The organism is Pseudomonas zanjanensis, assembly GCF_014268745.2.
GTDB lineage: Bacteria > Pseudomonadota > Gammaproteobacteria > Pseudomonadales > Pseudomonadaceae > Aquipseudomonas > Aquipseudomonas zanjanensis.
Genome location: NZ_JABWRB020000001.1, coordinates 3,303,620 through 3,316,810 on the forward strand (window position 1 = coordinate 3,303,620; position 13,191 = coordinate 3,316,810).

7 protein-coding genes are annotated in these 13,191 nt (G+C 61.6%); 5 read left to right on the forward strand and 2 right to left on the reverse strand.

The window, feature by feature from the left end; genetic code table 11:
• Positions 1 to 83 precede the first annotated feature (83 nt).
• From pvdM to pvdO, 3 genes are read left to right on the forward strand one after another with little or no spacing between them, the layout of a single operon-like run.
• A complete protein-coding gene (pvdM, locus tag HU715_RS14035; protein ID WP_186708675.1) occupies positions 84 to 1,454 on the forward strand; it encodes a pyoverdine-tailoring dipeptidase-like protein PvdM in 1,371 nt (456 codons plus the stop codon).
• Positions 1,451 to 2,731: a pyoverdine-tailoring periplasmic protein PvdN gene (gene pvdN, locus HU715_RS14040; RefSeq protein WP_186708673.1), complete on the forward strand. Its 1,281-nt coding sequence runs from the start codon at positions 1,451 to 1,453 to the stop codon at positions 2,729 to 2,731. Before pvdM ends, pvdN begins: the two co-directional genes overlap by 4 nt.
• Before the next feature lie 23 nt (positions 2,732 to 2,754).
• A complete protein-coding gene (pvdO, locus tag HU715_RS14045; protein WP_186708671.1) occupies positions 2,755 to 3,630 on the forward strand; it encodes a dihydropyoverdine dehydrogenase in 876 nt (291 codons plus the stop codon).
• Positions 3,631 to 4,152: 522 nt separating this feature from the next.
• On the opposite strand, the gene HU715_RS14050 is transcribed toward pvdO, so the two are convergent.
• Positions 4,153 to 6,630: a TonB-dependent siderophore receptor gene (locus HU715_RS14050; protein ID WP_186708670.1), complete on the reverse strand. Its 2,478-nt coding sequence runs from the start codon at positions 6,628 to 6,630 to the stop codon at positions 4,153 to 4,155.
• Positions 6,631 to 7,163: 533 nt separating this feature from the next.
• Between HU715_RS14050 and HU715_RS14055 the strand changes: the two genes are divergently transcribed.
• Together HU715_RS14055 and HU715_RS14060 are read left to right on the forward strand one after the other, a co-directional pair.
• Entirely contained in the window at positions 7,164 to 8,813 is a 1,650-nt protein-coding gene (locus tag HU715_RS14055; RefSeq protein WP_186708668.1) for a cyclic peptide export ABC transporter, read from the forward strand.
• 103 nt (positions 8,814 to 8,916) lie between these two features.
• Positions 8,917 to 11,352 (forward strand): TonB-dependent siderophore receptor, encoded by a 2,436-nt coding sequence (locus tag HU715_RS14060; RefSeq protein ID WP_186708666.1) that lies wholly within the window; start codon positions 8,917 to 8,919, stop codon positions 11,350 to 11,352.
• A gap of 690 nt (positions 11,353 to 12,042) precedes the next feature.
• Here the strand turns inward: HU715_RS14060 and HU715_RS14065 are convergent.
• The gene (locus tag HU715_RS14065) at positions 12,043 to 13,005 is read right to left on the reverse strand and encodes an alpha/beta hydrolase (protein ID WP_186710700.1); all 963 of its coding nucleotides are present in this window, start codon (positions 13,003 to 13,005) and stop codon (positions 12,043 to 12,045) included.
• Positions 13,006 to 13,191 lie beyond the last annotated feature (186 nt).

Here is a 13,191-nt window from a genome sequence, read left to right on the forward strand (position 1 = left end):
ATTTCCCGCCCGACCACTCGTTCTCCCCAGATAGCAAAGGCCCCGCGCCTGTCCTTCCAAGGCGAACCTGACTGAGATCGGCAATGACAACACCTCGTTCGAAAAAGGCTCTTTTCATCGGCCTGCCCCTGGCCCTGGCGTTGGCCGTCGGTGCTGGCGTCGCGGCTTGGGACCACTGGTGGCGGGATAACCCCGGCTACCCGGTCAAAGTCATGAACGAAGCCAGGGAGCTGCACGAACGCCTGCTGTCCTTCGACAGCCACATCACCGTACCGCTGGATTTTGGCACCGCCGGCAATGAAGCCGACAAGGACGGCAGCGGCCAGTTCGACCTGGTGAAAGCCAACCGCGGGCAATTGTCCGGTGCGGCCCTGACGGTGTTTGGCTGGCCGGAGTTGTGGAACGGCCCCAACGCGCCACACAAGCCCACCGCCGGCTTCGTCGAGGAAGCGCGCAACCAGCAGGAAGTGCGCTACAAGATCATCACCGGCCTGGTCCGCGACTTTCCCAACCAGGTCGCCATCGCCTACACCCCGGATGATTTCCGTCGCCTGCATGGTGAAGGCAAGTTCGCGATTTTCATCAGCATGCTCAACGCCTATCCCCTCGGCCACGACCTGAACCTGCTGGACCTGTGGACCGCACGGGGCATGCGCATGTTCGGTTTCAGCTACATCGGCAACAACGACTGGGCCGACTCCTCCCGTCCACTGCCGTTCTTCAACGACTCGCCCGACGCCCTCGGCGGCCTGTCGGACATCGGCAAGCAAGCGGTGACGCGCTTGAACGACCTGGGCGTGATCATCGACGTGTCACAGATGTCGACCCAGGCCCTGGAGCAAGTCGCGCAACTGAGCCGCACGCCGCTGGTGGCCTCCCATTCGGCGCCACGGGCGATGGTCGACATCCCGCGCAACCTCAGCGACAAGGAAATGCAACTGATCAAGGCCAGCGGCGGCGTGGTGCAGGTCGTCGGTTTTTCCCAGTACCTGCGGCCGCTGACGCAAAAGACCCAGGACAAACTCAACGCCCTGCGCGAACGCTTCGACCTGCCGCCACTGCCCAACCTGGCGATGGCGCTGATGCCCGGCGACCCGATCATCGCTGCGTGGCCGGAACAAAAGTTCGGCGAATATGCCGGCCAGCTCTACGGCATCCTCGAAGAGGAACCCAAGGCCAGCCTCAAGGACCTGGGGGACGCCATCGACTACACCGTACGCAAGATCGGCATCGACCACGTCGGCATCAGCTCGGACTTCAACGAAGGCGGCGGTGTGGAAGGCTGGGAGAACGTCGGCGACATTCGCAACGTCACCGCCGAACTGCTGACCCGCGGTTACTCGGAAGCCGACATCGCCAAACTATGGGGCGGCAATTTCCTGCGGGTCTGGGATCAGGTCCAGAAAGCCGCCCGCCCCGCCATCGCCTCGACCCAGAAGGCGGCCCAGCCATGAATGAGCGTCGCACCTTCCTGAAGCAGGCCGGGATCCTCGCCGCCGGCCTGCCCCTCGCCGCCAGCCTGCCCGCCACGGCCAGCGCCGCTCCCCTGCCACCGCTGCCCAAGGACAAATGGGCGCAACTGCGCTCGCTGTTCAACCAGGACCCGGACTACCTGCACTTCTCCAACTTCCTGGTCACCACCCACCCGCGCCCGGTGCGCGAGGCCATCGAAAAACACCGCGCAGCCCTGGATAACAACCCCGGGCTGTTGATGGATTGGGATCTGGGCGTCACCGAAGAACGCGAGGAAAACGTCCGCACCTGGGCCGGCCGCTACCTGCAGGCGAATCCTGCGCAGATCGCCCTCACCGGCAGCACCACCGAAGGCCTGTCGATGATCTACGGCGGTGTCCAGGTGGCGGCCGACCAGGAAATCCTCACCACCGTCCACGAACACTACGCGACCCACACCATTCTCGACCTGCGCACCCAACGGACTGGCACACGGGTGCGCAAGATCAAGCTCTTCGACAACGCCCACGACGCCAGCCACGAACAGATCCTCACGGCCATCGACCGCAACATCCGCCCCGAAACTCGGGTGCTGGGCATGACCTGGGTGCACTCGGGCAGCGGCGTGAAGCTGCCGATCGACAAGATCGGCGCCCTGGTGGACAAGCACAACCAAGGCCGCAGCGATGAGCAGCGGATCATTTATGTAGTGGACGGCGTGCACGGTTTCGGCGTCGAAGACCTCAGTTTCCCTGCCATGAATTGCGATTTTTTCATCGCCGGCACCCACAAGTGGATGTTCGGCCCGCGCGGTACGGGCCTGGTGTGCAGCCGCAGCGAAGAGCTCAAGTACGTCACGCCGATCATTCCAACGTTCTCTGAAGCCACGGCGTTTTCCACCACCATGACCCCGGGCGGCTACCACGCCTTCGAGCATCGCTGGGCGGCCGACGAGGCGTTCAAGTTGCACCTGCAATTGGGCAAGGCCGAGGTGCAGGCGCGCATCCATGCCCTCAATAGCTATTTGAAAAAACAGCTGCTGGCACAGCCGCAGATCGAACTGGTCACCCCGATTAGCCCGGCGCTGTCCGCCGGCTTCACCTTCTTCCGGGTCAAGGGCCGCGACAGCGACGAGGTCGCCGCTTACCTGATGAAAAACCACGTGATCGCCGACGCCGTGCATCGCGACGCGGGGCCGGTGGTCCGCACCGCACCGGGGCTGCTCAACACCGAAGCCGAGATCGATCGCTTCATGGGGTTGCTGGGCAAGACACTCTGAACCTGACTTATCGAGAGAGATGGATGAACAGTTTTTCGTTGACGTTATTCCCGGCACTGGCCCTCGCCGCCCTGCTGCCCTCCGGCGCCCAGGCGTCTCAAGCGGGCCAGGTCTTTCGTGATTGCAAGGACTGCCCGGAAATGGTCGTGCTGCCCACCGGCACCTTCCAGATGGGCACCCCGGAAGACGAAGTAGGCCGCGAGCCCGACGAAGGCCCGATGCACCCGGTGACGTTCGCCAAACCGCTGGCGATCAGTCGCTTCCAGGTGCTCAAGGGTGAATGGTTCGCCTACCTGCGCGACACCGGCTACACGATGCCCGACGGCGACGAGCGCCCCGGCCGGGCATGCAAGGCCGGCATCCCGGACTACCAGGGCAGCGACCCGCGCAAGCAGTACACCGACCGGCACCCGGCGGTGTGCATGGACTTCGCCGAGGCCAATGCCTACGTGGCCTGGTTGTCGAAAAAGACCGGCAAGCAATACCGGCTGGTCAGCGAATCCCTGCGCGAGTATGCGGCACGCGGCGGCAGCACCGGGCCGTTCCCCTTCCCGTTCGACGAGGGCAAGGACTACAGCATCGCCCAGCATGCCAACACCTACGGCGCCGCCGACGGCTACAACTTCACCGCCCCGGCCGGCAGCTTCGCACCCAACGCCTTCGGCGTGTATGACATGCACGGCAACATCTACGAATGGACCGCCGATTGCTACAACGAAAACTACGTGGGCGCCCCGAGCGACGGCAGCGCCTGGCTGACCGGCAAATGCGAATTCAAACGCATCCGCGGCAACGACTGGGGCGAGGCGCCGGTGTTCTCCCGCTCCGGCAATCGCAATGCGCTGGTGCCAGGCGACCGCGGCGACTGGATCGGTTTTCGGGTGGCGCGGGATATGTAGGCGCCCCCTGTGGGAGCAAGCTTGCTCCCACACTATGCCTGCGGCGACCACCTCACTTGTGTTCACCGCAGGCAAATTGTGGGAGCGAGCCTGCTCGCGAAGAGGCCAGTACATTCAACAACTTCATTGGCTGCAATCCCGCCTTCGCGAGCAGGCTCGCTCCCACATTGGATCTTCTGCAGCCACACTATCCGCGCGCACCCGGAGTCCTTCTGTGGGAGCAAAGCTTGCTCGCGATGAGGCCGGCACATCCAACCTTTTCATTGATTGTGACGCCGCCTTCGCGAGCAGGCTCGCTCCCACATTGGATCTTCAGCACCCACAATATCCGCGCGCACCCGGAGTCCTTCTGTGGGAGCAAAGCTTGCTCGCGATGAGGCCGGCACATCCAACCTTTTCATTGGCTGTAATCCCCCCCAAAAAAAAGACAAAAAAAAGACGCTTCCCATTTCTGAAGAAGCGCCGTTTTGTCTAAGTGAACAGCATCACGCACAAGGCAGGTCTATTTCATTCCCACAAGAATCAGAACTCCGGGGTGTACTTCACGCTGAACATCAGGTTTCGCGGATCACCGAAGTTGTTGTTGCCATCAAGCTGGTTGTAAGCGGGCGTTATATACGTCTTGTCAAACAGGTTGTTGGCATTGAGCGCCAAAGCGATTTCTGGCGTCAGCTGGTAGCCGACACGGGCATTCCACACGGTATAACCCGGTACGTCGGTCTTTTCCTGGTAAACCAGTGTGTGGCTTTGGGTGGTGAAGCCCAGGCCAGTGCTGACACGGCTCCAGTCGCCGGTCAGCTGGTAGTTGCCCCATACCCGCAGCATGTGTTTCGGCGTCCAGCTACTGAAGACAACACCGTCCTTCCCCGGCTCCTCCAGGTACTTGGTGGTGTTGTAGGTGTAGCCCGCGAACAACTGCAGATTGTCTACCACTTCACCACTGATTTCCGCATCGAAACCCTGGCTGCGCACTTTCCCCGAGGCTGCCGAGCAATACCCTCCCTCACATACCATCCCGCCCGCGATGTCTTGGATGGCGCGGTTCTCGTGATCGTAACGAAAGACAGCCAGAGAGGTATTGACCCGACCGTCCATCAGCTCACCCTTGAGGCCGACTTCGTAGTTGGTGCCAACGATGGGCTTGAGCACCGAACCGCTGGTATCGACCTCGGTCTGGGGCTGGAATACATCGGTGTAGCTGGCGTACACCGCCCACTCACGGCTCAGGTCATAGATGATACCGCCGTAGGGCGTGACCACTCCGGTTTCAGTTCCTGTGTTTGCCGTGTAGGGGGTAATACCGGTTGAGTCTTCGGTTCTCGACTTGTAGCTGAAGTCATACCAACTGACCCGGGAACCCAGCACCAGCGTCAGATCATCGATCGGCTTGACGCGCCAAGTGCCATACACACCCTTCTGGCGGATATCGTACTTACTGAGGACGCCCCGCCCGCCCGGGCTGTTGATCAGACTCTCATAGCTGATGTCCGGCCGGTTATTGTTCAGGTCGAAGATGGAGTCGCTGGTGCTGTTGAATGTACGGGCGTAGCGATCATCCGTCTCCAACTGCGAGAAGTTGCCGCCGAGCATGACTTCCTGCTCCATCGACAAGGCTTCGAACTTGCCGATCAGGTTCATGTCCAGACCAGACTTCGTGGACTGGAAATCAGTCACGAAATCGGCATATTGCACGCCACTGCCATCAGGCAATAGACCACCCCCCCTTTGCACTCGCTGGTTTTTCGCCTGGTTGTCTTCAGTCATGTACACGGCACCCACCTTGAACGCCCAGTCATCGTTGAACCGATGCTCCAGGTCGGTGTAGTAGGTGGTGACATCGATTTCCGAACGGTTCCACCGCGCCCCCGTATAGGTCGAACGCGACACGTCCGGCATCGACCCGTCGGCGTAGCGTGGCAGGCCACGGATGTTGCCGCGCGATTCGCCGTTGGATTGGCTGACCGCCAGGCCCAGGGTGGTGTCTTCGCTCAGGTCGACATCCAGCGCACCGTACAGCGAGTGGGTCTTGCTCCACGCATGATCGACGAACGAATTGCTCTGGTCTTCGTCGATGACGACACGGCCGCGGATATTGCCGGCCTGGTTCAGCGGGCCGCCAGCGTCCAGTTGCAGGCCGTAGTGATCCCAGGAGCCGGCCTTGCCGGTCAGGGTTACGGTCGGCGCATGCTGGCCACGCTTGCGCACCAGGTTGACGGCACCACCGGGGCTGCCAGTGCCTTGCAGCAAGCCGGCCGCGCCGCGCATGATTTCCAGGCGGTCGAAGAAGATCAGGTCTTGGGTCGCCCAGTTGCCCAGCGAATAGTTATTGCGCAGGATCGGCACGCCGTCATATTGCCAATCGTCGATCTGGAAACCGCGTGACGACAGGATCATGCCTTGGCCGACGCCCTGCAGGCCGACGATGCCGGTGGTCTGGTTGACGGCGTCCTTGAGGCTGACCAGGTTCTGGTCATCCATCTGCTTGCGCGTCATCACGGTGATCGACTGGGGAATTTCCTTGAGGGTGTGAGTGCCCTTGCCGAGGGTCACGGCCTTGCTGGTGTAGGAATGACTGCCTTCGGTTGTCGCGTCCAACGCTTGTGCACTGATGGTGGTCGCACCCAGCTCAAGGCCTCCCGTGGCAGGGCTGCGCATCAACATCCAGGTATTGCCCTCGAGGCTGTAGCGCACGCCTGTGCCCTTGAGCAACTCGGCGATGGCCGCCTGCGGGCTCATTGTGCCGCTGACGCGGGTGCTTTTCAGCCCGGCCATGTCGCCAGCGTTGTAGATCACTTGCTGGTTGGTCTGCTGACCGAAGGCTTGCAGTGCCTGCGGCAGCGGTTGCGCTGGGATGTCGATGCTGACGTCTTGCGCCATTACCTGAGTGCTGAGGGGCAGTACGCAGACCCACCCCAAACCGGCCAACACCCGCCGCGAACGCAGGCCGCGGGACATGACGAGTGCCTTGAAAAGAGGTTTCAACTCATGAATGGATGACATCGTGTTCTCTATTATTGGTCGAAGTAAAAGTCCATGGGGCCGAAGGGCCCGCCGCTCGCCGGCACACGTGAACCCGCCCCAGGGCAATGTGTCAGGGCGTGGCCGACCCGATGTGCCCACCTACCTAAGTAAGACGCAGCATCTGACAAAACCGGAATGACTTTACTTATCATTCGCGAAAATGATCAAAAAAAAGGCCGGCTCTGTTGGGCGCCGGCCTTTTAATCCTGGATTCCATGGACACAGCCAATACCAGGGCTGCGAACACAACGGTGGCGAGGGAGCTTGCTCCCGCTAGGCCGGTCCGACACTTCGGGCGAAGCGGCCCCAAGATTTTGCGGTCGCTGCGCAACCGAGCGGGAGCAAGCTCCCTCGCCACAATTGTGTGTCAGCCGGTTCCTCGCTAAATCCCCCTCCCGTCCAATCGTTCTACAGATGGGCGCGACCCAATCCGGCGTGCCGCCGTCCTCCAGCCCATGCGGTGAATGTCCCCGCGATGGCGTTCGTCCTTTTCATCTTGCAGGGAAACCTCCATGAGCCAACCAAAACGCGGGGTGATCAATGAATTGTTCACCCTGCTCAAACCCTTCCGGCTGATTGTCATCGGCGCCATCCTGCTGGGCATGGTCGGTGGCCTGAGCGTCACCGTGCTGCTGGCCACCATCAACCAGGTGCTGCACGCCGAAGGCGGGCTGAGTCACACCGTGGTGGGCGTGTTCGCCGGGTTGTGCCTGCTGGCCCTGATCAGTTCCATCTGTTCCGACATCGGCACCAACTACGTCGGCCAGAAGATCATCGCCAAGCTGCGCAAGGAGCTGGGGGAAAAAGTCCTGTCGGCACCGATCCAGCAGATCGAACGCTACCGCAGCCATCGCCTGATCCCGGTGTTGACCCACGACGTCGACACCATCAGCGATTTCGCCTTCGCCTTCGCCCCCCTGGCCATTTCCCTGACCGTCACCCTTGGGTGCATGGGGTACCTGGCAATGCTGTCGTGGCCGATGTTCCTGATGATGGTCGTGGCGATCATCATCGGCACCGTGGTGCAGTACATCGCCCGCGGGCGGGGGATCAAGGGCTTCATGGAGGCGCGCGACTCCGAGGACGAGTTGCAGAAGCACTACAACGCCATCGCCGAAGGCGCCAAGGAGCTGCGCATCCATCGCCCTCGTCGACACCGCATGTTCGTCTCGGGCATCGAGCACACCGCCGACAAGATCTGCGACACGCAGATCCGCTCGGTGAACATTTTCGTGATCGCCAAGACCTTCGGCTCGATGCTGTTCTTCGTGGTGATCGGCCTGGCCCTGGCCCTGCAGTCGCTATGGCCGAGCGCCGACAAAGCGGTGATGAGCGGTTTCGTGCTGGTGTTGCTGTACATGAAAGGCCCGCTGGAACACCTGATCGGTACCCTGCCCATCGTCAGTCGTGCGCAGATCGCCTTCCGCCGCATCGCCGAATTGTCGGAACAGTTTTCATCCCCTGAACCCCACTTGTTACTCAACGACCAAGGCCAGCCGAAAACGCCGGTGCAGACGCTGGAACTGAGCAACGTGTCCTATAGCTTCCCGGCGGTGGAAGGCGCCGCGCCGTTCCGCCTGGGGCCGGTGAACCTGAAGATCGACCAGGGCGACATCGTGTTCATCGTGGGTGAAAACGGCTGTGGCAAGACCACGCTGATCAAGCTGCTGTTGGGCCTCTACGCGCCGCAGCAAGGAGAAATCCGCCTCAACGACCACGCCGTGACGGCCGTGACCCGCGATGACTATCGCCAGTTGTTCACGACGATTTTTGCCGACTACTACCTGTTCGACGACATCGTCCAGGGCGACACCCATATCCCGGACGACGCCAACCAATACCTGCAACGCCTGGAGATCGCCCACAAGGTCAGCGTGCGCGACGGCGCTTTCACCACCACCGACCTGTCCACCGGCCAGCGCAAGCGCCTGGCGCTGGTCAATGCGTGGCTGGAAGAGCGTCCGGTGCTGGTCTTCGACGAATGGGCCGCCGACCAGGACCCGACCTTCCGGCGGATTTTCTACACGGAGTTGCTGCCGGACCTCAAGCGCCTGGGCAAGACCATCATCGTGATTTCCCACGACGACCGTTACTTCGACGTGGCCGACCAATTGGTGCGCATGGAAGCCGGCCGCGTCATCACCGAACTGACATCCGCCTGAATAATCACGATTCTCATTCTGGTTTTTCTGGGGTGGTGCGTCCTAATTAAGAATCGATCACAACTACACCCTATTAAAACTAAAACCTGCAAGAGTGAAACACATGCCAGCAACTCCGGGGATTCCACGTTTTACCAAGGCACTGATCATGCGGCGCCTGCTGCAACCAGGCTTCAGCGCCACCGCGTTCAGCCTGGCACTGGCCATGCCGTTCAGCGCACAGGTCCAGGCACAGGAAGTCGACCTCAACATCGCGGCGCAATCGCTGTCGAGTGCCCTGCAGGCGTTGAGCAATCAAACGAACATGCAAGTGCTCTACAGCGCCGATGATGTCCAGGGCCTGCGCAGCCAGCCGGTCAGTGGCCGGTTGTCGCCGGCGCAAGCGTTGTCGCAGATGCTGGTGGGGACCGGCGTCATGTTCACCATCCAGGGCAACACGGCCAGCGTGCGCGCCAGGACGTCAGGGGATTCGCTGGAACTGGGCGCCACAACCATCACCGGTAAAACCGCAGAATCGGCCTACGGTCCGGTGGACGGCTACGTCGCCACCCGCAGCGCCACCGGCACCAAGACCGACACGCCGATCCTGGAGATCCCGCAGACCATCAACGTGGTCACCGCCGACCAGATCGCCATCCAGGGCGCACGCAACCTGACCCAGGCCTTGCGCTACACGCCGGGCCTGGACACCAGCGGCTTCACCGACCGCAACACCATCGCCGATGAAATCACCAGCCGCGGGTTCGCGCCGACACAGCTGTACCTCGACGGTGCCTACCTGCCCTATGCCGGCAGCCTGGGCGGCGCGCCGCAAATCGATCCGTATACCTTGGAACGCATCGAAGTGCTCAAGGGCCCTTCATCGGTGCTGTACGGGCAGAACCAGCCGGGCGGCCTGATCAACATGGTCTCCAAGCGCCCGACCACTGAACAGCGCAGCCAGATCAAACTGGGCGCGGGCAGCTACGACCGGGTCAACGGCGCGTTCGACACCAGCGGCCCGATCGACGATCAAAAGGAATTCAGCTACCGCGTCATCGGCGTGGCGAAAAAAGGCAACCAACAGGTCGATCACACCCACAGCGAACGCATGCTGCTCGCACCGAGCCTGACCTGGGCGCCCAATGAAGACACCTCGCTGACGGTGCTGGCGCAAATCCAGCGCGATGACGGCCTGGAAGACTATCAGGCCCTGCCGATGATCGGCTCCCTGAAGCGCGGCCCCAACGGCCAGCGGATCGACCGGGACTTTTTCTCCGGCGACACTCGGTGGAACGACTACAAGCGTGACCAGTTCGTTCTCGGCTACGACTTCAGCCACAACTTCACCGATGACCTGACATTCCGCTCCACCGCCCGTTACACCGATGTGCGTGACCAGTATCGGGGCTTCTACCTGCGTGGTTTCGTTGGGAATGACCAGACCCAGGCCACTCGCAACAAACTCGACTGGCAGCAGCACAACACCGCCTACACCATCGATAACAATGTGGAATACAAATTCAACACCGGCGCCCTCGAGCACACCACCCTGGCGGGCGTGGACTATCGCCATTTCAACCGCAAATACAAGGGCTACAACATCACAGGCGCGCCAATCGACCTGTACGGCAATAACAACAACTACGACACCAGCGACGTAACCCCGACGCTGGACACCCAATGGGACAACACCGTTCGCCAGACCGGCGTCTACCTGCAAGACCAGATCAAGCTGGACAAGTGGATCCTGACCGTGGGGGGTCGCCAGGACTGGGCCGAAGTGGATAACAAGGACCTGCTGGCACGCACCGTTTCCTCACTGCGTGACAACAAGTTCACCGGCCGGATCGGCCTGACCTATGTCACCGATTTCGGCCTCGCGCCCTATATCAGTTACTCGGAATCCTTCCTGCCGACCACGGGCACGGACGCTAGCGGCAATGCCTTCAAGCCGACCGAGGGTGAACAATACGAAGTGGGTGTGAAATACCAGCCGTTCGACAAAACGATGATTACCGCGTCGGTGTTCCAGATCAAACAGAAGAACCTGGTCACCGGCGACCCTGCCGATCCCCAGAATTCGATCCAGTCGGGCCAGGTACGTTCACGGGGTGTCGAGCTGGAAATCAAATCCACCCTCGACAACATCGAAGTCATGGCCGCCGCCACTTACCTCGACTCGTTCTACACCAAGGACAACTACGGCAACGAGGACAACCGCAGCGAGCAACAGGCACCGTTCTCCGCCACATTGTGGGCCAACTACCACTTCACCCAGGCCACGCTCAATGGCTTGACCTTCGGCGCAGGCGCCCGCCACACCGGCCGCAAGCCGGGCGACGCGGCCAACTCGTTCGACGTCCCAGCCTACACCGTGTTCGACACCACCATCAGCTATGACATGGGCAAGGCCACCTCGAGCCTGCGTGGCGTCACCACCAGCCTGAACGTGCAGAACGTCTTCGACCGCGAATACGTGTCCAACTGCAACTACTCGTTCGGCTGCTACTACGGCCAGGAACGCGTGGCCTCGCTGGACGTGACCTACGACTTCTAAGCAACACCGCACACGAAAAACCGGGCCGGGCCCTAATGCCGATCCGTTAAGTGAAATAAAACCCGGCAGTAACCCTGTGGCGAGGGAGCTTGCTCCCGCTGGGTCGCGAAGCGGCCCTGTTTTGGGGCTGCTACGCCCGAGGCGTCGGACCGGCCCAGCGGGAGCAAGCTCCCTCGCCACGGTTTGTGTGTTTGCCCGTGCTATCCACTTAACTGACAGGCATTAGGCCTGGCCCGGTTTTTTTGTGCCTGCAAATCTTGAAGTCATCCCAAAAACACTGTGGGAGCGGGCTTGCTCGCGAAGACGGCAGCACAGTCAACATCGATGTCGTTTGACCCACCGCTTTCGCGAGCAAGCCCGCTCCCACAAGGGATTTGTGGCGTATGCAAATCCTCAGACCACCCAAACATAACTGTGGGAGCGAGCCTGCTCGCGATGGCGGTGTATCAGTCACTTCAAATGCCGGCTGACCCTCCGCTTTCGCGAGCAAGCCCGCTCCCACAAGGGATTTGTGGCGTATGCAAATCCTCAGACCACCCAAACATAACTGTGGGAGCGAGCCTGCTCGCGATAGCGGTGTATCAGTCGCTTCAAATGCCGGCTGACCTACCGCTATCGCGAGCAGGCTCGCTCCCACAGGGTATTCGTGGCATGTAAATTCTGAGACCTGTCACAGGGAATGGTGGTGTCTCAGGCAGTCAGTGCAACCCGCAGCGCCTGGCTCAGTTGCCCATACACCTCATCAATCTCCGGCACCACGCTCTGCAAGCGCAGGTAGTCGTGGATCAGGCCGGTGAATTCGATCAGTTCCACGCTCACCCCCTGCTCTTGCAAACGCCGGGCGTAGGCGCGGCCTTCGTCCAGCAGCGGGTCATGGCCGGCCAGGGCGATCAGGGCCGGGGCCAGGCCTGGGCAACCGGGCGCCAGCAAGGGCGAGAAACGCCAGTCCAGGCGATCGGTGGGCTCATTGGCGTAGTGCCGGTAGAACCACTCGAGGGTGTCGCTCTCCAGCAGATAACCTTCGCCGAACAACTCGGTGGACGGGCTGCTGGTGGACGCATCGGTCACCGGGTAGCAGAGCAGTTGAAAGCACGGCTTGACCGCCAGGGAGACGGGTTCCAAGGCCGATTGCAGCGCCAGCACCGTCGCCAGGGTCGCGCCGACGCTGTCGCCGCCGAACGCCACGCGGCTGATATCCAAACCCTCGACGTGGGCCTGCCGGGCCAGCCAGTCGAGGGCATCGGCGCCGTCGTTCAGCGGGGTCGGGAAAGTGTGTTCCGGGGCCAGGCGATAGCCCACCGACAACACCGCACAGGGTGTCCGCGCGCAGAATTCGCGGCAGACGCCGTCGTGGGATTCCAGGCTGCCGACCACATAACCACCGCCGTGAAAGTACACCAGCACCGGCAGCGCCTGGGCCGACGCCGTGGCGGGACGGTACAGGCGCAGCGCCAGCGTCGCGCCGTCACGGGTCGTGAATGAGTGCGCGGCGCACTGCACATCAGCCGGAGCGCTCCAGCGCAATTGCACCGTGGTGCGCTCGAACGCCTCACGGGCCTGGGCCGGTGTCGACAGGTGAAACGGCCCGGGGCCCTCGGCCTGGCTTTCTTCGGCCAGGTCGAGGAAGGCATTGAGTTCCGGATGCAGGGACATCGGAGGGGTTCCTTATGAAAAACCAGGGATAAAAGCTGAGCCACACAGGCCCATGCAAAACCCTGTGGCGAGGGAGCTTGCTCCCGCTGGACTGCGCAGCAGGCCCAAGTTTTTGTTCCCAGACAAAAGGCTTGGGGCCGCTTCGCGACCCAGCGGGAGCAAGCTCCCTCGCCACAGAGACAAGAT